26 protein-coding genes and 1 tRNA gene are annotated in these 24,441 nt (G+C 67.8%); 20 read left to right on the plus strand and 7 right to left on the minus strand.

The features are described 5' to 3' along the window. The first annotated feature begins 80 nt into the window (after positions 1 to 80). A complete protein-coding gene (locus tag ACQ5SP_RS16175; RefSeq protein WP_430939441.1) occupies positions 81 to 1,229 on the plus strand; it encodes a DUF6456 domain-containing protein in 1,149 nt (382 codons plus the stop codon). Here the strand turns inward: ACQ5SP_RS16175 and ACQ5SP_RS16180 are convergent. Beyond that, positions 1,226 to 1,903, minus strand: coding sequence for an alpha/beta hydrolase (locus ACQ5SP_RS16180; RefSeq protein WP_430939469.1), 678 nt, complete (start codon positions 1,901 to 1,903; stop codon positions 1,226 to 1,228). The genes ACQ5SP_RS16175 and ACQ5SP_RS16180 overlap by 4 nt on opposite strands. A 148-nt stretch (positions 1,904 to 2,051) precedes the next feature. Here ACQ5SP_RS16180 and ACQ5SP_RS16185 point away from each other — a divergent pair, with 148 nt between their 5' ends. The 10 genes from ACQ5SP_RS16185 (at position 2,052) to ACQ5SP_RS16230 (ending at position 10,061) form a co-directional block, all read left to right on the plus strand. Then, on the plus strand, positions 2,052 to 2,513 hold the full coding sequence (locus tag ACQ5SP_RS16185; protein ID WP_430939442.1) for an Rrf2 family transcriptional regulator: 462 nt from the start codon (positions 2,052 to 2,054) through the stop codon (positions 2,511 to 2,513). Continuing rightward, positions 2,510 to 3,556, plus strand: coding sequence for a cysteine desulfurase family protein (locus tag ACQ5SP_RS16190; RefSeq protein ID WP_430939443.1), 1,047 nt, complete (start codon positions 2,510 to 2,512; stop codon positions 3,554 to 3,556). Before ACQ5SP_RS16185 ends, ACQ5SP_RS16190 begins: the two co-directional genes overlap by 4 nt. Before the next feature lie 59 nt (positions 3,557 to 3,615). Then, the gene (gene sufB / locus ACQ5SP_RS16195) at positions 3,616 to 5,142 is read left to right on the plus strand and encodes a Fe-S cluster assembly protein SufB (RefSeq protein WP_430939444.1); all 1,527 of its coding nucleotides are present in this window, start codon (positions 3,616 to 3,618) and stop codon (positions 5,140 to 5,142) included. 31 nt (positions 5,143 to 5,173) lie between these two features. After that, entirely contained in the window at positions 5,174 to 5,485 is a 312-nt protein-coding gene (locus ACQ5SP_RS16200; protein WP_430939445.1) for a heavy metal-binding domain-containing protein, read from the plus strand. A 25-nt stretch (positions 5,486 to 5,510) separates the two neighbouring features. After that, a complete protein-coding gene (gene sufC, locus ACQ5SP_RS16205; protein WP_430939446.1) occupies positions 5,511 to 6,266 on the plus strand; it encodes a Fe-S cluster assembly ATPase SufC in 756 nt (251 codons plus the stop codon). Beyond that, positions 6,266 to 7,555, plus strand: a complete 1,290-nt coding sequence (sufD, locus tag ACQ5SP_RS16210; protein WP_430939447.1) for a Fe-S cluster assembly protein SufD — start codon at positions 6,266 to 6,268, stop codon at positions 7,553 to 7,555. Before sufC ends, sufD begins: the two co-directional genes overlap by 1 nt. Further along, the gene (locus ACQ5SP_RS16215) at positions 7,555 to 8,055 is read left to right on the plus strand and encodes a YIP1 family protein (protein WP_430939448.1); all 501 of its coding nucleotides are present in this window, start codon (positions 7,555 to 7,557) and stop codon (positions 8,053 to 8,055) included. Before sufD ends, ACQ5SP_RS16215 begins: the two co-directional genes overlap by 1 nt. Positions 8,056 to 8,128: 73 nt before the next feature. After that, positions 8,129 to 8,722, plus strand: a complete 594-nt coding sequence (locus ACQ5SP_RS16220; protein WP_430939449.1) for a Yip1 family protein — start codon at positions 8,129 to 8,131, stop codon at positions 8,720 to 8,722. Further along, a complete protein-coding gene (locus ACQ5SP_RS16225; RefSeq protein ID WP_430939450.1) occupies positions 8,715 to 9,935 on the plus strand; it encodes a cysteine desulfurase in 1,221 nt (406 codons plus the stop codon). Before ACQ5SP_RS16220 ends, ACQ5SP_RS16225 begins: the two co-directional genes overlap by 8 nt. A gap of 49 nt (positions 9,936 to 9,984) precedes the next feature. Further along, positions 9,985 to 10,061, plus strand: a tRNA-Arg gene (locus tag ACQ5SP_RS16230). Between the two features lie 105 nt (positions 10,062 to 10,166). Here ACQ5SP_RS16230 and ACQ5SP_RS16235 read toward each other — a convergent pair. Continuing rightward, positions 10,167 to 10,601, minus strand: coding sequence for a DUF2141 domain-containing protein (locus ACQ5SP_RS16235; RefSeq protein WP_430939451.1), 435 nt, complete (start codon positions 10,599 to 10,601; stop codon positions 10,167 to 10,169). Between the two features lie 159 nt (positions 10,602 to 10,760). Here ACQ5SP_RS16235 and ACQ5SP_RS16240 point away from each other — a divergent pair, with 159 nt between their 5' ends. Together ACQ5SP_RS16240 and ACQ5SP_RS16245 are read left to right on the plus strand one after the other, a co-directional pair. After that, entirely contained in the window at positions 10,761 to 11,987 is a 1,227-nt protein-coding gene (locus ACQ5SP_RS16240) for a trans-sulfuration enzyme family protein (RefSeq protein ID WP_430939452.1), read from the plus strand. Positions 11,988 to 12,104: 117 nt separating this feature from the next. Further along, complete coding sequence (locus ACQ5SP_RS16245) at positions 12,105 to 13,178, plus strand: ATP-binding protein (protein ID WP_430939453.1); 1,074 nt, start codon at positions 12,105 to 12,107, stop codon at positions 13,176 to 13,178. Between the two features lie 122 nt (positions 13,179 to 13,300). Here the strand turns inward: ACQ5SP_RS16245 and ACQ5SP_RS16250 are convergent, their stop codons facing one another. Then, the gene (locus ACQ5SP_RS16250) at positions 13,301 to 14,521 is read right to left on the minus strand and encodes an NAD(P)/FAD-dependent oxidoreductase (protein ID WP_430939454.1); all 1,221 of its coding nucleotides are present in this window, start codon (positions 14,519 to 14,521) and stop codon (positions 13,301 to 13,303) included. A gap of 93 nt (positions 14,522 to 14,614) precedes the next feature. Here ACQ5SP_RS16250 and aroQ point away from each other — a divergent pair, with 93 nt between their 5' ends. Then, positions 14,615 to 15,061: a type II 3-dehydroquinate dehydratase gene (gene aroQ, locus ACQ5SP_RS16255; RefSeq protein ID WP_430939455.1), complete on the plus strand. Its 447-nt coding sequence runs from the start codon at positions 14,615 to 14,617 to the stop codon at positions 15,059 to 15,061. Beyond that, positions 15,061 to 15,837, plus strand: coding sequence for a LuxR family transcriptional regulator (locus ACQ5SP_RS16260; protein WP_430939456.1), 777 nt, complete (start codon positions 15,061 to 15,063; stop codon positions 15,835 to 15,837). The genes aroQ and ACQ5SP_RS16260 overlap by 1 nt, the downstream gene beginning before the upstream one ends. A gap of 298 nt (positions 15,838 to 16,135) precedes the next feature. Here ACQ5SP_RS16260 and tsf read toward each other — a convergent pair whose 3' ends face one another. Together tsf and rpsB are read right to left on the minus strand one after the other, a co-directional pair. Then, complete coding sequence (gene tsf / locus ACQ5SP_RS16265) at positions 16,136 to 17,011, minus strand: translation elongation factor Ts (RefSeq protein WP_430939457.1); 876 nt, start codon at positions 17,009 to 17,011, stop codon at positions 16,136 to 16,138. A 79-nt stretch (positions 17,012 to 17,090) separates the two neighbouring features. Next, complete coding sequence (gene rpsB, locus ACQ5SP_RS16270) at positions 17,091 to 17,894, minus strand: 30S ribosomal protein S2 (protein WP_430939458.1); 804 nt, start codon at positions 17,892 to 17,894, stop codon at positions 17,091 to 17,093. 225 nt (positions 17,895 to 18,119) lie between these two features. On the opposite strand from rpsB, the gene ACQ5SP_RS16275 reads away from it, so the two are divergent. From ACQ5SP_RS16275 to ACQ5SP_RS16290, 4 genes are all read left to right on the plus strand, one after another. Then, positions 18,120 to 19,010 (plus strand): PfkB family carbohydrate kinase, encoded by an 891-nt coding sequence (locus tag ACQ5SP_RS16275; RefSeq protein WP_430939459.1) that lies wholly within the window; start codon positions 18,120 to 18,122, stop codon positions 19,008 to 19,010. Further along, complete coding sequence (locus tag ACQ5SP_RS16280; protein ID WP_430939460.1) at positions 19,007 to 19,918, plus strand: pseudouridine-5'-phosphate glycosidase; 912 nt, start codon at positions 19,007 to 19,009, stop codon at positions 19,916 to 19,918. The genes ACQ5SP_RS16275 and ACQ5SP_RS16280 overlap by 4 nt, the downstream gene beginning before the upstream one ends. A 132-nt stretch (positions 19,919 to 20,050) precedes the next feature. Then, positions 20,051 to 20,761, plus strand: a complete 711-nt coding sequence (locus tag ACQ5SP_RS16285) for a DUF502 domain-containing protein (RefSeq protein WP_430939461.1) — start codon at positions 20,051 to 20,053, stop codon at positions 20,759 to 20,761. A gap of 8 nt (positions 20,762 to 20,769) precedes the next feature. After that, positions 20,770 to 21,381 (plus strand): LysE/ArgO family amino acid transporter, encoded by a 612-nt coding sequence (locus tag ACQ5SP_RS16290; RefSeq protein WP_430939462.1) that lies wholly within the window; start codon positions 20,770 to 20,772, stop codon positions 21,379 to 21,381. Here the strand turns inward: ACQ5SP_RS16290 and ACQ5SP_RS16295 are convergent. Together ACQ5SP_RS16295 and ACQ5SP_RS16300 are read right to left on the minus strand one after the other, a co-directional pair. Further along, the gene (locus tag ACQ5SP_RS16295) at positions 21,378 to 21,491 is read right to left on the minus strand and encodes an entericidin A/B family lipoprotein (protein WP_430939463.1); all 114 of its coding nucleotides are present in this window, start codon (positions 21,489 to 21,491) and stop codon (positions 21,378 to 21,380) included. The genes ACQ5SP_RS16290 and ACQ5SP_RS16295 overlap by 4 nt on opposite strands. 4 nt (positions 21,492 to 21,495) lie before the next feature. Then, complete coding sequence (locus ACQ5SP_RS16300; protein ID WP_430939464.1) at positions 21,496 to 23,310, minus strand: extracellular solute-binding protein; 1,815 nt, start codon at positions 23,308 to 23,310, stop codon at positions 21,496 to 21,498. 276 nt (positions 23,311 to 23,586) lie between these two features. On the opposite strand from ACQ5SP_RS16300, the gene ACQ5SP_RS16305 reads away from it, so the two are divergent. After that, positions 23,587 to 24,360, plus strand: coding sequence for a 3-hydroxybutyrate dehydrogenase (locus ACQ5SP_RS16305; protein WP_430939465.1), 774 nt, complete (start codon positions 23,587 to 23,589; stop codon positions 24,358 to 24,360). Positions 24,361 to 24,441: the final 81 nt, after the last annotated feature.

A 24,441-nucleotide genomic window follows, 5' to 3' on the forward strand; every position in this document is an offset into this window, starting at 1 on the left:
GAAGTGGCTTAACGCCCCCGTAACCAAAGCAACCTTAGGTTGTTTCGGCTTTGGCGATGGTTTTCGTGGGGGCAGTGGGCATGCGGCAGGGTCGAACCCGGCCGGACCCCGCGTTCGGTCCGGTATTCCCGTCCTGGCTGCCGGCGGCCGCGCGGCGTTATCTCTTGCATACGAGCCTCGGTCTCTCGCTGCGTGACGTCGCGCGGGCCGAGGGCTGCCACGCCTCCACCGTGCTCCGCCAGGTGCGTCAGCTCGAGATCCGGCGCGACGATCCGCTCGTCGATGCCGTGCTTGACCGGCTGCACCGGGCACGGCCGCGCCAGGGCCCGTCCCCCCATGCAGAGGAGTGCCCCCAAATGCCCCATTCCGCCCGCATCCGCGACGTGTCCGGTGCCGCGCGCATCGACCGGGAAGCCCGCCGCATCCTGCGGCGTCTTTGCGAAACCGGCGCGTTCCTCGCGGTGGCCCCCGAGATGGACAAGGCCGTCGTGCTGCGCGAGATGCCCGATGACAGGACCACCCGCACCGCGGTGGTCGACCGCGAGATCGCGCAGGCCTTCGCGCTCAAGGACTGGATCGCCTGTTTCCGGCGCGGTCGCGTCAACGCCTACGAGATCACCGCGGCGGGCCGGGCGGCGCTGAAGCGGCTGCTGGCCGAGGACCGGCAGAAAACGGTGGCGCCGACCGGTTTCGCCGAGGCGCCCAGCCCCTATGCCGAACAGCATCGCAGCTGGGAGACGCGCGAGATCCGCGAGGAGCGCGATGGCACGCCGCGCAAGCTGCGCTACAACCTTGCGGAATCGCCCCTGACCGCGCTGGCACGGCGCAGGGACAAGGACGGAAAACCGTTCCTCCCGCCCGAACTGGTCGAGGCCGGCGAACGGCTGCGCGAGGATTTCGAACTGGCGCAGATGGGGCCGCGGATCACCCAGGACTGGGATCGGTTCCTGACCGCGGGCGCGCGGCCGAGCGCGGCGGCGGGGGCCGACGCCGCCGATGGCGGCGCGCGGTCGGCCCGGGCGCGGGTTCAGGCGGCACTGGCCGATCTCGGTCCGGGTCTCGGGGACATCGCGCTGCGCTGCTGCTGCTTCCTCGAAGGCCTGGAGACCGCCGAGAAGCGCATGGGATGGTCGGCCCGGTCCGGGAAGATCGTGCTGCGGATAGCGCTCCAGCGGCTACGCCAGCATTACGCGGCGCGCCACGGGAGCGGCGATCGTCTCATCGGTTAGCGCGAGGTTTCCGTCAGCCGCCGGCGGACATAGGTGTCGACCGCTTCCAGCATCGGGTCCATGTAGGGATCCTCGAAGAAATGCCCGGCGCCCTCGACTTCCTCGTGGGTGACGGTGATGCCTTTCTGCTCCTGCAGCTTTTCGACCAGCGCCTTGGTGTCGGCCGGCGGCGCGACGCGGTCGGCCGAGCCGTTCAGGATCAGCCCCGAGGACGGGCAGGGCGCGAGGAAGCTGAAGTCATACATGTTCGCCGGCGGCGAGACCGAGACGAACCCGGTGATCTCGGGCCGCCGCATCAGCAGCTGCATGCCGATCCACGCCCCGAAAGAGAAGCCGGCCACCCAGCAGTGCTTGGCGTTGGGGTTCATCGACTGCAGGTAGTCGAGCGCCGAGGCCGCATCGCTGAGTTCGCCCACGCCCTGGTCGTATTCGCCCTGGCTGCGGCCGACCCCGCGGAAGTTGAACCGCAGCACCGTGAAGCCCATGTTGTGAAAGGCGTAGTGAAGGTTGTAGACCACGCGGTTGTTCATCGTGCCGCCGAACTGCGGGTGCGGATGCAGCACCAGCGCGATCGGCGCGTCGCGTTCTTTCTGTGCGTGATACCGGCCTTCGAGGCGTCCCTCCGGGCCGGGGAAAATGACTTCTGGCATCGGGTCCCCTGTCTCAGGTCTGATCGGGCCCTGTGCGACCGTGAATCTTGACGGAATCGCTCAGAGAACCTAGAACTATTCTAAATTTAGGCTTGCCGCCTCCCGTCCATCGAGATTTCGGAGTTAAGCCCCGTTCGCGGCTTCGTCAACTCCAACGCAGAGCGAGACAGACATGAAACTCAGCACCAAGGGCCGATACGCGATGGTCGCGCTGACCGATCTGGCCGCGGCCGAGCCCGGCGAGCTCGTCTCGCTCTCCGCGATCTCCGACCGGCAGGACATCTCGCTGCCCTATCTCGAGCAACTGTTTGTCAAGCTGCGCCGCGCGGGGCTGGTGGAGTCGGTGCGCGGGCCGGGCGGCGGCTATCGCCTGGCGCGGATGGCCGACGCGATCCGCGTGTCGGAGGTGCTCGAGGCCGTCGACGAAACCGTGAGCGCCATGCATACCGGGGCAGGGGCCTCGGGCGGCCTGTCGGGCACGCGGGCGCAGTCTCTGACCAACCGGCTCTGGGAAAGCCTGTCGGCGCAGGTCTATGTGTTCCTCCACCAGGTCCGGCTGTCGGATATCGTGGACAACCAGCTCAAGCCCTGCCCGGCGGTGCCGGCGCTCTTCCAGGTGGTGGACGACGGATGACGGCACGGAGCTATCTCGACTGGAACGCGACCGCGCCGCTGCGCCCCGAGGCCCGCGACGCCATGATCGCGGCGATGGACGTGGTCGGCAACCCGTCCTCGGTCCATGCCGAGGGACGCGCCGCGAAGGGGCTGATGGAACGGGCCCGCGCCCAGATCGCCGAGGCCTTCGGGGCCAGCGGGGCGGATATCGTCTTTACCTCCGGCGCGACGGAGGCGGCGGCGCTGGCGCTGGCCGGGCGCGATCTCGCCGCGGCGGGCATCGAGCATGACGCGGTCGCGGCCTGGACGGCCGACGGGCTCGCGGCCGATGCCGAGGGCCGCGTCACCGTCGCCGATCCCGCGGCCAGCACGCTGCAGAAAGCCAATGGCGAAACCGGCGTCGTCCAGACCCTGCCCGCGGGACTGGCCGTGTCGGACTTCACGCAAGCCTTCGGCAAGATCCCGGTGAGCTTCGCGTGGTCGGGCGTCGAGATGGCGCTGCTCTCGGCCCACAAGCTCGGCGGCCCGAAGGGCGTCGGCGCCCTGGTGCTGCGCCAGGGGCTGGACGTCACGGCCCGGATCAGGGGCGGCGGCCAGGAAATGGGCCGCCGGTCGGGCACGGAAAACCTGATCGGCATCGCCGGTTTCGGCGCCGCCGCCGAGGCCGCGCAGCGGGAGCTGGCCGACGGCACCTGGGACCGCGTGGCCGCGCTGCGCGACCGGCTCGAGGCCCGTCTGGCAGACGCCGCACCGGACACTATCTTCCTCGGCAGGGGCGCCCAGCGCCTGCCCAACACGTCCAACTTCGCCGTACCCGGCTGGAAGGGCGAGACACAGGTGATGCAGATGGACCTGGCCGGCTTCGCGATCTCGTCGGGCGCGGCCTGTTCCAGCGGCAAGGTCAAGGCCAGCCGCGCATTGCTGGCGATGGGGCAGGACGAGACGACCGCCGCGTCGGCGATCCGGGTCTCGATGGGGCCGGAGACGACGGAAGACGAAATCATGCGCTTCGCCGATGTCTGGGAGGCGCAGTACCGCAAGCACAAGGCGCGCGCCGCCTGAGGACAGTCGAGACGCGAAACGGCCCCGACCGGGGCGCGAACAGGAGAACGGACAGGCACATGACGGCACTGGACAACACCGAAATCCGCGAAGGCGTCGACCGCGAGACGGTCGAAACGGTCAAATCGGTCGGCGAACGCTACAAGTACGGCTGGGAAACCGAGATCGAGATGGAGTTCGCGCCGAAGGGCCTGGACGAGGACATCGTCCGCCTGATCTCGGACAAGAACGGCGAACCGGAATGGATGACCGAGTGGCGGCTGTCGGCCTATGCCCGCTGGACCAAGATGAAGGAGCCCGACTGGGCCATGGTCAGCTACCCGCCGATCGATTTCCAGGAACAGTATTACTATGCCAAGCCCAAGAGCATGGCGGAAAAGCCGAAATCGCTCGACGAGGTCGATCCCCAGCTGCTCGCGACCTATGAAAAGCTGGGCATCCCGCTGAAGGAACAGATGATCCTGGCCGGCGTCGAGGGCGCCGACGAGACGGCCCCGGCCGAGGGCCGCAAGGTCGCCGTCGACGCGGTGTTCGACTCCGTCTCGGTCGGCACGACCTTCAAGGAGGAGCTTGCCAGGTCCGGCGTGATCTTCTGCTCGATCTCCGAGGCGATCCAGGATCACCCGGAGCTGGTGAAGAAGTATCTCGGCAGCGTCGTGCCACCCTCTGACAACTACTTCGCCACGCTCAACTCGGCGGTCTTCTCGGACGGTTCCTTCGTCTACGTGCCGCCGGGCGTGCGCTGCCCGATGGAGCTCAGCACCTATTTCCGCATCAACGCCGAGAACACCGGCCAGTTCGAACGGACGCTGATCATCGCCGACAAGGGCAGCTATGTCAGCTATCTCGAAGGCTGCACCGCGCCGATGCGCGAGACGCACCAGCTGCACGCGGCCGTCGTCGAAATCATCGCCGAGGAAGACGCCGAGGTGAAATACTCGACCGTCCAGAACTGGTATCCGGGCGACGAGGAAGGCAATGGCGGCATCTACAACTTCGTCACCAAGCGCGCCGATTGCCGCGGCGACCGGTCCAAGGTCATGTGGACCCAGGTCGAGACCGGGTCCGCCGTGACGTGGAAATACCCGTCCTGCATCCTGCGCGGCGACGACAGCCAGGGCGAGTTCTACTCGATCGCCATCACCAACAACTACCAGCAGGCCGATACCGGCACCAAGATGGTGCATCTGGGCAAGAACACCAAGTCGCGCATCGTCTCCAAGGGGATCAGCGCGGGGCGCGCGCAGAACACCTATCGCGGCCTCGTCAGCATGCATCCCAAGGCCAAGAACAGCCGCAACTACACCCAGTGCGACAGCCTGCTGATCGGCGACAAGTGCGGCGCGCACACGGTTCCCTATATCGAGGTGAAGAACAACTCGAGCCGGGTGGAGCACGAGGCGACGACCTCCAAGGTCGACGACGACCAGATGTTCTATTGCCGCCAGCGCGGCATGGACGAGGAAGAGGCGGTCGCCCTGATCGTCAACGGCTTCGCCAAGGAGGTGCTGCAGGCCCTGCCCATGGAGTTTGCCATGGAGGCCCAGCAACTCGTGGCGATCTCTCTCGAGGGATCGGTGGGCTGACGGCCCGCCGTCCCGTGCAAGGAGACCCGAGATGATCGTGACCACCACCCCCTCGGTCGAGGGCAAGACCATTACCGCCTATCACGGCGTCGTCGTGGGCGAGGCGATCCTCGGCGCGAACGTCATCCGCGACGTCTTCGCCGGGATCACCGACCTGCTCGGCGGGCGTTCCGGCGCCTATGAGGAAGAACTCGCCAAGGCGCGCGGCGTCGCGCTCGGCGAGATGGAGGAGAGCGCCCGCGCGCTTGGCGGCAACGCCGTGGTGGGCGTCGATCTCGACTACGAAGTCATCAACAACATGCTGATGGTCTCGGCCAGCGGCACGGCCGTGACCATTGCCTGAAACACACGCGAAGAAAGAGACGAAAATGCTGGAAATCAAGAACCTGCACGTCAAACTTGAGGAAGAGGACAAGCAGATCATCAAGGGGGTCGACCTCAAGCTGGAGCCCGGCAAGGTCCATGCGATCATGGGGCCGAACGGATCGGGCAAGTCGACCCTGTCCTATGTGCTCTCGGGCCGCGAGGGCTACGAGGTGACCGATGGCAGCGCAAGCTTCGACGGCCAGGACATCCTCGACATGGATCCCGAGGAGCGCGCCGCAGCCGGTCTCTTCCTGGCGTTCCAGTATCCCGTCGAGATCCCCGGCGTCGGCAACATGACCTTCCTGCGCACCGCGCTCAACGCGCAGCGCAAGGCCCGCGGCGACGAGGAGATTTCCTCGGCCGATTTCCTGAAGCTCGTGCGCGAGAAGGCCAATGAGCTGGAAATCGGGCAGGAGATGCTGAAGCGCCCGGTCAATGTCGGTTTCTCGGGCGGTGAGAAGAAGCGCAACGAGATCCTCCAGATGGCGGTGCTCGAGCCGCGGCTCTGCATTCTCGACGAAACGGACTCGGGGCTCGACGTGGACGCGATGAAGCTGGTGTCCGACGGCGTGAACCGGCTGCGGACCGAGAACCGGTCCTTCCTGGTCATCACCCATTACCAGCGGCTGCTGAACCACATCGTGCCCGACGTCGTCCACATCATGGCCGATGGCCGGATCATCAAGACCGGCGGGCCCGAGCTGGCGCTCGAGGTCGAGGAGAATGGCTACGGCGATATCCTGAAGGAGGTGGCCTGATGGCGGTCGCTGAAGCGAAGCGCGAATCCGCCGAGGCCCGCATCGCGGACCGGCCGCTGCCCAAGGGAGCGAAATGGGCCGACGAGGCCCGCGCCGCCGCGCTGGCGCGCGTGCGCTCCATGGGCCTGCCGGGACGGCGCGACGAGTACTGGAAGTTCACCAACCCGGCGACGCTGGTCCAGGCCGAGCCACCCGCGGCATCGGTCCTGGAAACGGGCGAAAGCCCGGTCTTCGGCGCGGTCGACCGCCTGAAGGTGGTCTTCGTCGACGGTGTGTTCGATCCCGCGCAATCCGACGAACTGGCCATGGAGCATATCGAGATCCAGCGCCTGGGCGAGGCCGCCGGGACCGACATCCACTGGGCCAGGGATCTCTACGGCGCGCTCGAGACCCGCGGCCAGACCCCGGTCGACCGCCCGCTTGCGGCGCTGAACACGGCGCTGGCCGAAGATGGCGTGGTGATCCGGGCCACCGGCCGGGCGCCGAAACCCGTCAGCCTGATTTACCTCCATAAGTCCGACAGTTCCGACGCTTACCTCCATCACGTCATCCGGGTGGAAAGCGGCGCGGAACTGACCGTGCTGGAAAACGGTCCGGCCGCCGCGCGGTTCAACAAGGTGATGGAAGTGGACGTCGCCGACGGCGGCACGTTCCACCATGTCTGCGCGCAGGGGCGCGACCACGAACGGCGCTCGGCCACCCACGTCTTCGCGCGGCTCGGCGAGGAAAGCGTCTTCAAGTCCTTCACGCTCACCGTGAACGGCGTGATGACCCGCAACGAATGCGTGATCGAGCTGACCGGCGACCGCGCGGTGACCCATGTGGCCGGCGCGGCGGTGGGCGACGGGGTGTTCCACCAGGACGACACCGTGTTCGTCACCCATGACGCGCAGGATTGCGAGAGCCGGCAGGTCTTCAAGAAGGTGCTGCGCAACGGCGCGGTGGGGGTCTTCCAGGGCAAGATCCTGGTGAAGCCCGACGCGCAGCGCACGGATGGCTACCAGATCAGCCAGTCGCTGCTGCTGGACGAGGACAGCCAGTTCTACGCCAAGCCCGAACTGGAGATCTACGCCGACGACGTGCAGTGCAGCCACGGCTCGACCTCGGGCGCGATCGACGAGGACCTGCTCTTCTACCTGCGCGCGCGCGGCGTGCCGCGGGCCGAGGCGCAGGACATGCTGGTCATCGCCTTCCTCGCCGAGGCGCTGGAAGAGATCGAGGACCGGACGCTTGCCGACGAGCTGCTCGGACGGCTCGAAGGCTGGATGGCACGGCGCCGCCAGGGCTGATGTCCGTCGCGCGCGACATTCTCCGCACCTACCGGGCGCCGCGGGAAACCCTGCGGCGCCTGTTGTCCGACGGGCCGAGCGAGGGCCGGGCGCTGACATGGCTCATGGCCGCGGCGGTGCTGCTCTTCGCGGCGCAACTGCCCGCGCTCGCGCGGGAGGCGCATCTCTCGGGCGGGGATCCGCCGTTTGCGGCGCTGGCCTCCGGGGCGCTGCTGGGCGCGGTGGTGATCGCCCCGCTGATGTTCTACGGGCTGGCGGCGCTCAGCCATCTCGTCGCGCGGATCTTCGGCGGGCAGGGGGGCTGGCTTGGCGCGCGGATCGCGCTGTTCTGGGCATTGTTGGCGGCCGCGCCGCTGATGCTGCTGCGGGGGCTGGTGGCCGGATTCATCGGCGCCGGTCCGGCGCTGACGATCACCGGCAGCCTCGCCGGTGGCGTCTTCCTCTTTTTCTGGCTGGCAGGGCTCTTCGAGGCCGAACGCCGCAGCGGACCGGCAGGATGATCGCCGGCCCTTGCTGCCGGGACGGGGCGGCTCTATCTTCGCGCCAGCGGATCCAGCCAACCCCGGGAGTCCCATGCTGAACGACATGATCGGCCTTGCGCGGCTGAGCCTGACCGCGCCGCGAGACGGGGCCCGGGCGGTGCTGTCCATAGACCTGCCGCGCCAGGCGCTCTGGATGATCGGGGCGCTGGCGGTCGTGCTCAGCGTGATTATCTCGCAGCTGTCGACGCTGCTCTACCCGTCGACCGCGATGGGCCCGATGGCCGAGATGCTGTCCAACCCGGCGCTGGTCCTCGGGGCTCACGGCACGATCTTCGTGGTCACGGTGCTCGCGACCTACCAGATCGGCCGCGCCTTCGGCGGGCGGGGCAGCTTCGACGCCTCGCTCAAGATCGTGGCCTGGATGCAGGTGGTGATGCTGCTGGTGCAGGCGGCGCAATTCGTGGCGCTGATCCTTTTCGCGCCCCTCGCCGCCATGATCGGACTTGTCTCGATCGTGCTGTTCTTCTGGATTTTCACGCTCTTCGTGACCGAACTTCACGGGTTTTCCTCGGCCGGTGCGGTGTTCGCCGGGATTGTCGCATCGATGATCGGCATTATCTTCGCGTTGAGCATCTTGCTCGGGCTCTTCTCATCTTTCATTCCGGGGGTTCCGCAAAGTGTATGACGTCGAGGCCATCCGCAGCGATTTCCCGATCCTGTCGCGCGAGGTGAACGGCAAGCCGCTGGTCTACCTGGACAACGGCGCATCGGCCCAGAAACCGCGGGCTGTCATCGACGCCGTCACCCGCGGCTATGCCGAGGATTACGCCAATGTCCATCGCGGGCTGCATTACCTGTCGAACCTCTCGACCGAGAAATACGAGGCGGTGCGCGGCAAGGTGCAACGCTTCCTGAACGCGGGCTCCGAGGACGAAATCGTTTTCACCTCGGGCACGACGGAGGCGATCAACCTCGTCTCCTACGGCTGGGCCGCCCCCCGCATGGAGCCGGGCGACGAGATCGTGCTGACGGTGATGGAGCATCACGCCAATATCGTGCCGTGGCACTTTCTGCGCGAGCGCCAGGGCGTGGTGCTGAAATGGGTCGATGTCGACTCCCGCGGGGATCTGGACCCGCAGGCGGTGATCGACGCGATCGGGCCGCGGACGAAGCTGGTCGCCGTCACCCACATGTCCAACGTGCTCGGCACGCATGTGGACGTCGAGGCGATCTGCGCCGGGGCGCATGCGAAGGGCGTGCCGGTGCTGGTCGACGGCAGCCAGGGCGCGGTGCACGGCCCCGTGGACGTCCAGCAGCTCGACTGCGATTTCTACGCGATCACCGGGCACAAGCTCTATGGCCCGTCGGGGTCCGGCGCGCTCTATGCCAAGCGCGAGCGGCTGGCGGAAATGCAGCCCTTCATGGGCGGCGGCGACATGATCCGCGAGGTCGGCAAGGACGCGGTCAGCTACAACGATCCGCCGATGAAGTTCGAGGCCGGCACGCCCGGCATCGTGCAGCAGATCGGCATGGGCGCGGCGCTCGACTACCTGATGGATCTCGGGATGGAGAACGTCGCCGCGCACGAGGCCGGCCTGCGCGATTACGCGATGGAGCGGCTCGGCGGGCTCAACTGGCTCAACATGCAGGGCACCTCCGCGACGAAGGGCGCGATCTTTTCCTTCACGCTCGAAGGCGCGGCCCATGCCCACGACATCTCCACCGTGCTCGACAAGAAAGGCGTCGCGGTGCGGGCCGGGCATCACTGCGCGCAGCCGCTCATGGCGCATATGGGGGTGAACGCGACCTGCCGGGCGAGCTTCGGGCTGTACAACACCCGGGCAGAGGTCGACGCGCTGGTGGATGCGCTGGAACTCTGCCACGAGCTTTTCGCCTGATTCCCGATTGCAGCGGCGCCGGCGAGCCGCTATAGACCACCCGCAGTGCGGTCCCGTAGCTCAGCTGGATAGAGCGCATGCCTCCGAAGCATGAGGTCACAGGTTCGAATCCTGTCGGGACCGCCAGATCACAATCACGCCCCACGACACCCGCGGAACCGTGCGGCCATGCACGGTCCCGACGCAGAATCAAGTACTTCGTCGGCGAAACTCACGCGGCACGGGGCGGGTTTAGCGCAGCTTGAGCGTGACGCTGTCCCCCGGCGCCAGCATGAGCGCGCAGGCCGAGAATTTCGGCACGCCGAACATCGGCCGCGCGTTCTTCGAGAAGGCGTAGGGTTCCGACGGGGCGCCGAACAAACCGGTGTCGAGTTCCGCGTTGCCGTTCCGGTCCTCATAGGCGGCGAAGGCGTAGAGCCCGGCCGCGAAATCGGGCAGCTCGACTTCGGTGACGCCCGCGGCGACCCGAAGCTGGTAGGCGGACGCGCTGTCATCGAGGAAGGTTTCGGCGGAGTCGTAGAGGCCGATATAGACGGGGCCGTCCCCGGTCACCCCGTCCAGGTGTACGGTCAGCGCGGACGTGTCGTCCGCCGCCGCGCGGAATGCCAGGGCACCCTGGCAGAGCGCGATCGTCAACAGAATGGAAACGGTGTTTCTACGGATCATCACTGGTAAACCTCTCACATGGACGGAGCACTGATACACTTGCGCGAAGCTATCCCGATGCGCGCGTCCCTGCAACGAGAGAGGGTATCGGGGGGGCTGAAATACCTTGTAAGATCACCCACGTCATGGTTTTTGAGTACAGGTTAACCAGGAACTGACATGTCCGATCGCGACGACGAGAGCCGCTCCATCGTGAGACGCAGCCGCATGCCCGAGAACAGCTTCCGGCCGGTGGTGACACCCGTCATGCCGTCGGTGGTCTATGCGGCGGGCAGCCCGGACGCGCTCGACGACATGTATGAAGGCCGCGCGCCCGGCTATGCCTATGCCCGCGAGGGGCACCCGAACGCGGATGTGCTCGCCTCCAAGATCGACTGGCTCGAAGGGGCGGAGGGCGGCGTCGTCACCGCGTCCGGCATGGCGGCGATCTCGGCGGCGCTGTTCGCGGTGCTGTCCGAAGGCGACCACGTCATCGGCGGCACGCAGCTCTATGGCCGGACGCTGCGCATGCTGCGCCAGGAATTGCCGCGCTTCGGCGTCCGGGTCAGCCTTGCCGATCCCGCCGACCCGGCCGCCATCGCCGCGGCGATCCGCCCCGAGACCCGCGTCATCGTGATCGAGACCGTGTCCAACCCGGCCCTGCGCGTGGCCGACATCCCGGCCATCGCGCAGATCGCGGCGGAAAACGAGGTGCTGCTGCTGGTCGACAACACCTTTACCACGCCGCGCGCCTTCCGGCCCTTCGATCACGGCGCCGATATCGTGGTGCATTCGGTGACGAAGCTGCTCGCCGGGCATTCCGACGCCACGCTCGGCTATGTTGCCGCGCGCGATCCCGAGATTGCCCAGGCGATCTCGGACACCGTGGCGACCTGGGGCATGACGGCCAGCCCGTTCGACTGCTGGCTGGCCGAGCGGGGGCTGCACAGTTTCGCGGTGCGGTTCGATCGTGCCCAGGAAAACGCCGAGGAACTCGCGCATTTCCTCGAGGACGTGCCGGGCGTCTCGCAGGTGATCTATCCGGGGCTTTCGAACCATCCCGATCACGCGCTGGCGCAGCGCCTGTTCAACGGGAATTGCGGCAACATGGTCAGTTTCGTGTTGCCGGGCGGGCGTGCCGCGGCGAACGCGCTGGTCGAGGCCGCGCCGAACATCGCCTTCGCGCCGACCCTGGGCGACATCGGCACGACCCTTTCGCATCCGGCAAGCTCGTCGCACCGCGCGCTCAGCGCGGCCGAGCGCGACGCGCTGGGGCTGGTCGAGGGATTCTTCCGGGTCTCGGTCGGGATCGAGGATATCGAGCTCTTGAAGGCCGAACTCGAGACCGCGATCGAGGCGGCTGCACGGGCCGCGGCGCCGCGCAACCTGCGCGAGGAACGCGCCTGACACCCGCGGACCCGGTGGCGGCCGCGCGGCCTTGTCATATAAATTTTACATTCGCAGGGCAGGGGAGCGGTGTCGTGGCCGTCCGCGATCCGACACGCCGAGCGAGGGCAGGGGGCGATGGACCTTAACCAGTTGAATTCCGTTCTGGCCGGGCTGCCGCACCCGCTGCTCGTGGTGGATTCGGAGAACCGCATCCGGATCGCCAACGACGCCGCGCGCGAATTGCTGGGCAGCGAACCGGCCGAGCGCAACTATGTCGCCGTGATCCGCCAGCCGGGCGCGCTCGACTGCATCGAGAACGCGCTGCGCCACCGCCGCCGGTCGGAAGGGCGCTTCATGCGGGCCGGCGCCTCGACCGAGACCACCTATCGCATGGTCGCCATTCCGCTGGACCGGGCGCGATCGGGGCTCTCGGGCGTGATCGTCAGTTTCGAGGATATCAGCCATGTCGAGGAAGCCGAGCAGATGCGCCGGGACTTCGTCGCCAATGTCAGCCACGAGCTGCGCTCGCCGCTGACCGCGCTGGCCGGCTTCATCGAGACCCTGCGGGGCGCGGCCCGCAACGACGAGGCCGCGCGCGACCGGTTCCTGACCATCATGGAACGCGAGGCCAACCGCATGAACCGGCTGGTGAGCGATCTGCTGTCACTGACCAAGGTCGAGGTCAACGAGCGCGTCCGCCCGCGCGACCTGGTGGACGTGATCGCGCTCATCCGCAGCACGATCGCCGCACTGCGGCCGCTGGCCGAAAGCGCCGGCGCCGAGATCGACCTCCTGGCCGAATGTGACACGGCGACCGTGGCGGGCGATCCGGACCAGCTGACGCAGGTCATCTCCAACCTGATCGAGAACGGGCTGAAATACGGTGCCTCGGGCGGCGTGGTGCGCGTCGAGGCCCGGATCGTGCAGCATTTCGCGGGCTTCCGCGGACCCGCGCTCAGGATCGACGTGATCGACCGGGGCGAGGGCATCGATCCGGTGCATATTCCGCGGCTGACCGAACGCTTCTACCGTGTCGACAGCCACCGGTCGCGCGAGAAAGGCGGCACCGGGCTGGGGCTGGCCATCGTCAAGCACATCATCAACCGCCATCGCGGACGATTCCAGATCCAGTCCGAACGCGGCCATGGCAGCACGTTCTCGGTGATCCTGCCGATCGCCGAAACGGCGGACAGGAACGCGCGACCGTGATCCTTGCAACAGGCGGGGTGGCCTGCGCATGACGGCCGGTATCGGCCATCAGGGATTCTCATAATAGGTATTATGTAATAATTATAGATGGTGGCCCCGGTGAAGCCCTGCGTGTAAATCCCTCACACGATGGCTTTTTCCCGGAACGGACGGTTCGCGAGGATGCGCCCTATCGACAGCTCGCTCAGATCAAGGCTGCGAAACTCTCCGTAAAGGATCGCCTCGGCAACGCCGCGCCCGACCGCGGGCGCCTGTTGCAGCCCGTGCCCGCTGAAGCCGTTGGCGAAATGGAAATTCGGGCGGTCCGGATGCGGCCCGACGATCGCGTTCGCGTCGAACCGGTTGAAGCTGTAATGCCCGGCCCACATCCGCAGCACTTTCACGGCGTCGAATTCCGGCGCACGCGCGTAGAGACGCGGCCAGATCTCGTCCTCGAATTCCCAGTGGCGCGGTTCGAAATCATCGTGATCGACCGGCGGATCGTCCTCGGGCACGGTCGCGCAGATCCAGTGATCGCCCTCGGGCCGCAGGTAAAACCCGGTGTGATCGACGAGAAGCGGTGCGTCGGGATGTTTGGTGCGCGGCGCGTCGATCAGGAAAACCGTGCGTTTCCTCGGCTCTACGGGAATATCCAGGCCTGCCATCCGGGCAACCCCGGCGCCGTGGGTGCCGGCCGCGTTGACGACATGCCCGGCCGTCACCCGGCGTCCAGACGCCAAGAGCACCCCGGTTACGCGCCCGTCGGCCGCGTCGATACCGGTGACGCTGTCCTGCAGGTAGTCCGCGCCCGCGGCGCGCGCAGCCCGGCGCAGCCCGCCCAGCAGACCCATATTGTCGAACCAGCCCTCGTGGCGCGGGCCGAAGGATCCGAGCCGCACATCCCCGAGCGCCAGATACGGGAACCGCGCGGCCAGCGCCGCCCGGTCCAGAAGTTCTGTCTCTGCGCCAAGAGAGACCTGTATATCCCTGTTCTGGCGCATATTTGCGGCTTGCAACTCCGTGCCGGCCAGGAACAGGTACCCATTCTCGCGCAGTCCCAGATCGCCGGGCCCGCCCGCCGGACCGAGATAGGCGGAGATATTGCGGATGAACTCCAGACCGAAGCGCGAGATCTCGATATTGACCGGGTTCGAGAACTGCAGCCGGATCGAGGCGACGCTCAGCGCGGTCGAGGCCCGCGCGTAGCCGGGGTCGGGCTCGACCACCAGCACGCGCGCCCTGCCCCCGGACAACCGTGTCAGCCAGTAGGCGCAGGCGCTGCCCATCACGGCCCCGCCGGCGATGACCACGTCGTAGCTCTTCCGGTCCGGCACCGGCGCCTCCTTCAGCTGACCCAGCGTCATGCGGCGGCAACACCTGCATCGGAATCACCGTCGCGCCCTCGACAGATAGCTCAGTTTCTCTGTAGTTTGCCAAGGCTTAAGGGACAAAGCCTCATGACCTCCATCCTGATTCTGAACGGCCCGAACCTGAACCTGCTCGGCCGGCGCCAGCCGGAGGTCTACGGTCGCACCACCCTTGCCGAGATCGAGAGTCGCTGCCGCGCGCACGCGGCCGCCATCGGCGTCGACCTGGCCTTCGCCCAGTCCAACCACGAGGGCGCGCTGGTCGACGCGATCCACGAGGCCGCGGGCCGCCATGACGGGATCGTCCTGAACGCCGGCGCCTATACCCATACCTCCGTCGCGCTCATGGACGCGATCGCCGGCGTCGATCTGCCCGTGGTGGAGCTGCACCTGTCGAACATCCATGCGCGCGAGGCGTTCCGTCACAAGAGTTACATCGCCCCGGTGGCCGCCGGACAGATCTGTGGCTTCGGTCCGCGCGGATACGTCCTGGCGATGGATGCCCTCGCCGGGCTCCTAGCGCCCGGAGCGAGCTGATGCGCGATACGGATGTGACTGTGAGCGCCTCGACGCTTGAGCATATTCGCGAAATCACCCTCGCCCGGTCGATGGAAGACGTCTGGGCGCGGCATATCGACAAGATGGCCGAGTTCGGTTTCGACCGCATGATCTATGGTTTCACGCGGTTTCGCAGCACGGTCACGATGGCCGACATGCACGACGCGGTGATCCTGACGAATCACAGCGAGGACTACCGCCGCGCCTATATCGACGAGGGTCTCTACACCCAGGCCGCGATGGTTCGCTGGGCGGCGGAGAATCCCGGTGCGCTCAGCTGGGCCTATGCCGCGGAGCGGATGCAGCGCGGGCTGCTCTCGGACGAGGAACGGCGCGTGCTGGAGTTCAACCGCGCCCATGGCCTGACGGCCGGCTACACGATCAGCTTCAAGGGCGTCTCGGCGATCTCGATCGGGGCCATCGGGCTCTGCGCGCGCTCCGGCATGAGCCAGGAGGCGGTCGACGCGCTCTGGGCCATTTCGGGCGGCGAGATCGTGGCGATGAACAACGTGATGCACCTGAAGCTGCTGCAGCTTCCCTACCGCAAGGGCGACCGGCTTTCGCCGCGCCAGCGCGAGGTGCTGCAATGGGTCGCCGACGGCAAGACCGTGCAGGACGTGGCCTGCGTCATGGGCCTGACCGCGGCAACGGTGGAAAAGCATCTGCGCCGCGCGCGCCAGGCCCTCGATGCCGAGACGACCGCCCATGCGATCATGAAGGCGGCGATCCAGAACCAGATTTTCCTGATCGAGTGAAAGCCCTCCTTACGCCGGGGGTATGGTTTCCCTTACTTTTGTGACGCAGGGTAACCTGTCATCCTGAGAAAGTTCCGTGAGTGGTGGCAATTGATGCCATGGAACATCCGGCGCCGGGTCCAGGTATTTCTGGCACGCGGTCGCCGGGTCCGGGACCCCCGGATGCCGGGCAAGGGTCTTTTTTCGGCCTGCGGCCCGGTGCATTGCCAATGCGGTCTTTCATCCCCAGACCCAGGCAAAATAAAACGGTGCCGCCCCCCGGGGCGGCACCGTCCATTTTCGTCCCGTCCGCGTCGGCTCAGTGGCCGGCGGCCTTCGCCACCTCGGCGGCGAAATCCTCTTCTTCCTTCTGGATGCCTTCGCCGACTTCCAGCCGGACGAAGCCGGTGATCTCGACGCCGGCCTCGGCGGCGGCCTCGCCCACGGTGACGTCCGGGTTGATGACGAATTTCTGTTTCAGAAGCGTGACTTCCTCGAAGAACTTGTTCATCCGCCCGACGATCATCTTCTCGATGACCTGCTCGGGCTTGCCGGATTCGCGCGCCTGCTCGGTCAGCACGGCCTTCTCGCGCTCGACCAGCGCCGGGTCGATGTCGTCTTCCGAGAGCGAGGCCGGGTTGGCCGCGGCGACGTGCATGGCGATCTGCTTGCCGATGCCGTTATCCGCGCCCTTGAGCCCGACCAGCACGCCGATCTTGCCCATGCCGTCGGTCACCTGGTTGTGGATATAGGCCGCGACGGCGTCGCCTTCGACCCTGGCCATCCGGCGCAGGGTCATGTTCTCGCCGATGGTGGCGATCTTGTCGGTCAGCGTGTCGGCCACGCTCTTGCCGCCGAGATCGGCCGCCTGCAGCGCCTCGAGATCGTCGGCGTTCAGCGCCGCCTTGGCGATGTCGTTCACCATCGCCTGGAACTCGGCGTTCTTGGCGACGAAGTCGGTCTCCGAGTTCACCTCGACGGCGACGCCCGTGCCGCCCTCGACCGCCAGGGCGACCAGCCCTTCTGCCGCCGTGCGCCCGGATTTCTTGGCCGCCTTGGCCAGGCCCTTGGTGCGCAGCCAGTCCACGGCGGCTTCGAGATCACCGTCGGTTTCGGTCAGCGCCTTCTTCGCGTCCATCATGCCCGCACCGGTCTGGTCGCGGAGTTCTTTCACCTGCTTTGCGGTGATTGCCATGATCGGTCTCCTAAATGCTCGATTGCATCTCAGGCCGGGGCTTAGCCCGACCCTGTGTCTGTTTCGTGACGGGCTGGGCTCAGGCCTCGGCCTTGGGCTCTTCCTCGGCCGGGGTCTCGCCGGTGTCCGCGCCGGTCACGGCCTCTTCTTCCATGCCCTCGGCCAGTTCGCCGACATCGACGCCGGCCGCGCCCAGCTGGGCGGACATGCCGTCGAGCGCCGCGCGGGCCACGAGATCGCAGTAGAGCGAGATCGCGCGGGCGGCGTCGTCATTGCCCGGGATGATGTAGTCCACGCCCTCGGGCGAGCAGTTGGTGTCGACCACGGCCACGACCGGGATGCCGAGCTTCTGGGCTTCGGCGATGGCCAGCTGCTCTTTCTTGACGTCGATGACGAAAAGCAGGTCCGGGATGCCACCCATCTCGCGGATACCGCCGAGCGACGCCTGCAGCTTGGCCTGCTCGCGCTCCATCCCGAGACGCTCTTTCTTGGTGAGGCCCTCCGCCCCGCCGTCGAGCCGCTCGTCCAGCTGCTTGAGCCGCGCGATGGAGTTCGACACGGTTTTCCAGTTGGTCAGCGTGCCGCCCAGCCAGCGATGGTTCATGTAGTACTGCGCCGACTTCTCGGCCGCGTCGGCGATCGGACGCTGTGCCTGGCGCTTGGTGCCGACGAAGAGCAGGCGTCCGCCCTTGGACACGGTTTCGCGGATCACGTTGAGCGCGGCGTCCAGCATCGGGACCGTCTGCGTCAGGTCGACGATGTGGATGCCGTTCTTGTCCCCGTAGATGAACGGGGCCATGCGGGGGTTCCAGCGATGGGTCTGGTGGCCGAAATGCACGCCAGCTTCGAGAAGCTGACGCAGCGAGAATTCAGGAAGCGCCATATCCTATCCTTTCCGGTTTGCGCCTTGGCGGGGCTTCAGGGCATCTGCCCAACCGGCGGACCTTGCGGGATGTCTCCCCGCGCGGCCCAGACCCCGCCTGCGGATTTCAGTGGCGTGCCATTACTCCATGCCGGGAGGGTTGGCAAGCCCGTATCGGTCACATGCGCCCGCCCTGCCCCGCAGTCAAGGCTTGCCGTGCGGCGCGGTCCACGGCAAAACCTGTCCATGACCGGGCCCGACATCCTCTGTATCGGTTCCGTCCTCTGGGACGTGATCGGCCGCGCCGGCGTGACGATGAGCCATGGCGCCGACATGCCGGGCCGGATCACCCGGCTGCCGGGGGGCGTCGCGATGAACATCGCCATGACGCTGCGGCGGATGGGGATGCGCCCGGCCCTTCTGACCGCGCTCGGCACCGATCCCGAGGGGCGCGACCTGCTGGCGGCCGCGCGTGCGCTGGGGCTCGACACCGACCATGTCCACGTGGCCGAGGACCTGCCCACCGACCGCTACATGGCCGTCGAGGGCGCCAACGGGCTGATCGCCGCCATCGCCGATGCGCGCTCGCTCGAGGCCGCGGGCGACCGGATTCTCGCGCCGCTCGCGGACGGGCGGCTGGGCAGCGCCGCGGCGCCCTGGGCCGGGCCCGTGGCGCTCGACGGGAACCTCACGGGGGCGCTGATGGCCGAGATCGCCGACAGCCCGCTCTTCGCGGCCGCCGATCTTCGCGTGGCGCCGGCCTCGCCCGGCAAGGCCGACCGGCTGCGGCCGTTCCTGGCCCATCCGCGCGCAACGCTCTACGTCAACCTCGAGGAGGCCGGGCTGCTTCTCGGCGGGCGCCCGGCCACGGCCGGGGACGCCGCGGCCGCGCTGGTGGCACGCGGGCTCGCGCGGGCGCTCGTCACCCATGGCGGCGATCCGGCTGCCGACGCGACGGCCGAAGGCGTGGTCACCCGTCCCCCGCCCGAGGTCACCGTCGCCCGCGTGACGGGGGCCGGCGACACCTTCATGGCCGCCCATATCGCCGCCGGGCGGCGGACGGCGGATCGCGGCGCCGCGCTCGACGCCGCGCTCGCTGCCGCGGCCGCCTATATTTCCAGCGAGGAGAACCCGTGAGCCTGCCCCTGACCCGCTCCGCCGAGGTGGCCGAGGCACAGGCCGCGGGCCGCGGTGTCGTCGCGCTCGAGAGCACGATCATCACCCATGGCATGCCCTGGCCCCGCAATGTCGAGACCGCCCGCGCCGTCGAAGACGCGGTGCGCGCGGCCGGCGCGGTGCCGGCCACTGTCGCCGTGATCGCGGGGCGGATCCATGTCGGTCTCGAGCCGGGCACCCTGGAGGCGCTGGCGCAGACGAAGGACGTCCGCAAGCTCAGCCGGGCCGATCTCGCCGCCTGGGTCGCGGCGGGCGGCACCGGGGCCACGACGGTCGCCGCGACGATGATCTGCGCGCGCCTGGCCGGCATCGCGATCTTTGCCACCGGGGGTATCGGCGGCGTCCACCGGGGCGCGGAGCACAGCTTCGACATCTCGGCCGACCTGCGCGAGCTGGCCGAGACGCCGGTCACGGTGGTCGCGGCCGGGGCCAAGGCGATCCTCGACCTGCCGAAGACCCTCGAGATGCTGGAGACGCTGGGCGTGCCGGTGATCGGCTATCGCACGGACGACTTCCCGGCCTTCTGGTCGCGCGCCTCGGGGCTGGCCGCGCCGATCCGGATGGACACCCCGGCCGAGATCGCCGCGGCCCACCGGATGCGCGCGGCGATGGCCCTGCCGGGCGGGCAGCTGGTGGCCAACCCGATCCCGCACGCGGCCGAGATCCCGGCCGAGCGGCTCGCGCCGGTGATCGCCGCGGCCCAGGCCGAGGCCGCGGAAGCCGGGATCACGGGCAAGGAGGTCACGCCGTTCCTGCTGTCGCGGATATTCGAACTGACCGAGGGCCGCTCGCTCGAGGCCAATATCGCGCTGGTGCTCAACAACGCGCGCCTCGCTGCCGCGATCGCGGCCGAGATCGCCCGCGGCTGACGCCGCGCCCGGCCCGGCGGCATAACTGCCGCATTTTGAGGCAGGGACCGGTCCGCGCGCATCGCAGGGTGTGCTAGTTGTTGTTTTGAGATGCGCCCATGCGTAAATACCCGGAAGGTAGCCGGAGGCCCCATGACGGATGACGAGCATAGCAGCGGACTGGAACCGCGCCGCAAGCGGCCGGGTCTCTTCGCGTCGCTGCGCGCGAATTTCCTGACCGGTCTCGTCGTCGTCGCACCGGTCGGCCTGACGCTCTACCTCGTCTGGTGGACCATCGGCGTGATCGACGCCTGGGTGCTGCCATGGGTGCCCGCGCGCTACCAGCCCTCAACCTATATCGGGATCGATGTCCGCGGCGTCGGCGTCATCATCTTCTTCATCTTCACGATGGTGGTGGGCTGGATGGCCAAGGGGCTGATCGGGCGCACCTTCATCGGCTGGGGCGAGCGCCTGGTCGAGCGGATGCCGATCGTGCGCACCCTCTACGGCGGGCTGAAGCAGATCGCCGAGACGGTGCTGAGCCAGACCGATTCCAATTTCGAGAAGGCCTGCCTGCTGGAATACCCGCGGCGCGGGATCTGGGCGATCGCCTTCGTCTCGACCCGCGCGAAGGGCGAGGTGGCCCACCGCATCCCGGTCGATGACCAGATGCTGTCGGTCTTCCTGCCGACGACCCCCAACCCGACTTCGGGCTTCCTGCTCTTCGTGCCCCGCGAGGACGTGATCATGCTGGACATGTCGGTGGAAGACGCCGCCAAGCTGGTGATCTCGGCCGGGCTCGTCTACCCCAACCCCAAGGATCCGACCCGCCCCGCCGAGGCACACCCGGCCGCCGCCGAGTAACCGCGCGCATGATCGGTGCCGCCGTCACGGGCTACCTGACCGCCCTGTCCCTGATCCTGGCCATCGGGGCGCAGAACGCCTTCGTGCTGCGCCAGGGCCTGATGCGGCGCCACGTTCTGGCGCTGGTGCTGTTCTGCGCGGTCTCCGACGCGGTGCTGATCACCGCGGGCGTGCTGGGCTTCGGGCGGCTGGTTGCGCTCTGGCCCGGCTTTCCGACGATCATGGCCCTGGCGGGCGCGGCGTTCCTGGTCGTTTACGGGCTGCTGCGCTTCCGTGACGCCTGGATCGGCAGCTACAGCCTCGACCTCGACGGGGGCGGCAGCGGGTTCTGGCCGACCATGCTGACCGCCGCGGCGATCACCTGGGCCAATCCGCATGTCTATCTCGACACCCTGGGCCTGATCGGCGCGATCTCGACCCAATACGCCCCCGCGGCCGAAAAAGCCGCCTTTGCCACCGCGGCCGTCGCGGCGTCCTTCACCTTCTTCTTCGCCCTCGGCTACGGCGCGCGGCTGCTGGCGCCGGTGATGCGCACGCCGCGTACATGGCGCGTTCTCGACGCAGGGATCGGCGCCGTGATGTGGGCGATCGCCGCGGGGCTTCTGGCGTCGGTTTTCTAGAAGGCGCTGCGTACCGCGCGGGCCCCGTCGGAAATGTCGCGCCCGAACCCCTCGACCGTGCCGCAGGACGCGAGCGCGAGGCAAGCGGCCAAGAGAACAATCCGTCTCACCTGTCTATTCCTCCTCATACCACCAGACATCCGGCTGAAAGCCGATCCAGTCGCCATACATCGGCAATGTGTCCGGATACTTCAGCCGGGCCGAATGCGCCAGCCGCGAGATATTCGAGTACCAGATCGGGATCACGTAGCGCCCCGACATCAGGATGCGGTCGAGCGCCCTGACCGCGGCGACGAAGTCCTCGCGGCTTTCCGACGAGAGCAGCCGGTCGATCATCGCGTCGGCGGCCGGGCTGCCGATTCCCATCCAGTTGCGGGTGCCGGGTTTCTCGACGCCCTCCGAGCCCCAGTAGAGCCGCTGCTCGTTGCCGGGGCTCAGCGACAGGCCGCGCCGGTAATAGGCCATGTCGAAATCGTAGAGATTGGTGCGCTCGGTGTATTGCGCGTCGTCCACGGTACTGACCTGCGGCTCGATGCCAAGCCGGGCGAGTGCGCGGGTGTAGATGTCGATGATCGACTGGTTTTCCTGCGCGCCCACCTTGAGCAGGATCTCGAAGCGGAAGGGCGCCCCGTCGGCGTCTTTCAGCACTCCGTCCTGGACCGTCCAGCCCGCCTCCGCCAGGAGCCGGACCGCCTTGCGCAGATTGCCCCGGTTGCGTTCCGTCCCGTCCGAGACCGGCAGGCTGTAGCCGTCCAGCGCGCCCGGCGGCAAGGTGTCGGCATAGGGTGCGAGCAACGCGCGCACCCGGCCCTCGGCCGGGCCCGGCCGCATGCCCAGCACCGAGTTGTCGAAATAGGACTGGATGCGGGGCTGGGTGCCGCCGTTGAGCGTCTGGTTGATGAACTCGAAGTTGAAGGCATGGATCATCGCCGCGCGCACCCGCCAATCCGCGAACACGTCGCGCCGCGTGTTCATCACGAACCCGGAGATGCCCGTCGGGCGCTGATGCGGGATCTCGGATTTCACGATGCGCCCGTCAGCGATCGCGGGGAAGTCGTAGGCGCTCTCCCACTTGGCCGCGTTCCATTCCCGGTAACTGGTGACCGCGCCGGCCTTGAAGGCCTCGAACACCACGCTGCCGTCGCCGAAATACTCGTAGCGGATCTCGTCGAGATTGTGCCGCCCGCGGTTGAAGGGCAGATCCCGGCCCCAGTATTGCGGATCGCGCTTCAGGCTGAGAAACCGGCCCGGCTCGAAATCCGCCACGACGTAGGGACCCGAGGCGATCGGCACCTCGAGCGAGCTTTCGTCGAAGGGCCGGTCGGCCCATTGCGCCTTCTTCAGGATCGGCCGGAGTCCCAGGATCAGCGGCAGCTCGCGATCGATGCTGTTGAAGGTGATCCGGAGCGTGCGCGGGCCGGTCTGTTCCATTCCCGCGATCTTCGACCAGGCGGCGTGATAGCGGGGATGCCCCGCGGTCCCGAGCGTCTCGAAGGACCACATCACGTCCTCGACCGTGACCGGCGTGCCGTCCGAGAAGGCGGCCTCGGCGCGCAGGGTGAAGGCGACCCATTCCCGATTCGGGCCGGTCTCCACCGATTCGGCGAGCAGCCCGTACAGCGTGAAGGGTTCGTCCCAGCTGCGCCCCATCAGGGTCTCGTACATATGCGCGCGCACCCCCCAGGGGGCGCGGCCCTTGACGATCCACGGATTGAGGCTGTCGAAGCCGCCCGCCTCGCCAAAAACGATACGCCCGCCCTTCGGCGCGTCGGGGTTCGCATAGGGCAGCGACACAAAATCAGGTGGCAGCGCGGGCGCCCCATACATAGCTATGCCATGCCGCGGCTCGGCCGTGGCCGCCGATGCAAGAACCAGGCCCGCCGCCGCGGCGGCGGCGAGGACCCGGCGCGTCCGTCCTGTCCAACTCATGATGCACATCCCTGTCAAACTGCCCGAGGCCTCGGGGTCAGGCTACTGACGGGCTTGAGGATTTTCAAACTTTTAACTTGGCCCGTGGCGCGTCTTCGCATATAAGGGACGTACTGCTCGATAGGTTTCTTGCCTGTATGAAACCTGCCTCAATAACTGAACGCCGGCCTTGCGCCGGCGTTTTTTTTGGTGCCGCCCCGCCCCTGGACGACATGGACATTTCGCAGTCGCAGCATATGCTGCGGAGCGAAACCCACTGCACCAGAGGAAGCCGCCATGTCGCTCGCCGGAAAAACCGCCATCGTCACCGGATCGAACTCGGGAATCGGCTACGGCGTGGCCGAGGAGCTTGCACGGGCCGGTGCGGATGTCGTTCTCAACAGCTTCACCGACCGCGACGAGGATCACGCCCTGGCCGAGAACCTGGCCGCGGCGCATGGCGTGACGGTGCGCTACATCGCCGCCGACATGTCCCGGCCCGAGGATTGCCGCGCGCTGGTGGACCGTGCCGGGGCCTGCGACATCCTGGTCAACAACGCGGGCATCCAGCACGTCGCGGCGGTCGAGAGCTTCCCGGCGGAGAAGTGGGACGCGATCATCGCGATCAACCTGTCCTCAGCCTTCCACACGACCGCCGCCGCGCTGCCGCTGATGCGCGCGGCCGGCTGGGGACGGATCGTCAATATCGCCTCGGCCCACGGGCTGACCGCCAGCCCCTTCAAATCCGCCTATGTCGCCGCCAAGCACGGCGTGGTCGGGCTGACCAAGACGGTGGCGCTGGAAACAGCGGAGGAGCCGATCACCGCCAACGCGATCTGCCCGGGCTACGTGCTGACGCCGCTGGTCGAGGCGCAGATTCCCGACCAGATGAAGACCCATGGCATGGATCGGGACACGGTGGTGCGCGAGGTGATGCTGGCCCGCCAGCCGTCCAAGGCCTTCGCCACCACCGGCCAGATCGGCGGCACGGCGGTGTTCCTCTGTTCCGAGGCGGCGGCGCAGATCACCGGTACGACGCTCTCGGTCGACGGGGGGTGGACGGCGCTCTGAGCGGCGGGCGGGGGGGGGGGGGGGGGGGGGGGGGGGGGGGGGGGGGGGGGGGGGGGGGGGGGGGGGGGGGGGGGGGGGGGG

Source organism: Rhodovulum sp. YNF3179 (genome assembly GCF_050586465.1).
Classification (GTDB): domain Bacteria; phylum Pseudomonadota; class Alphaproteobacteria; order Rhodobacterales; family Rhodobacteraceae; genus CAJXYS01.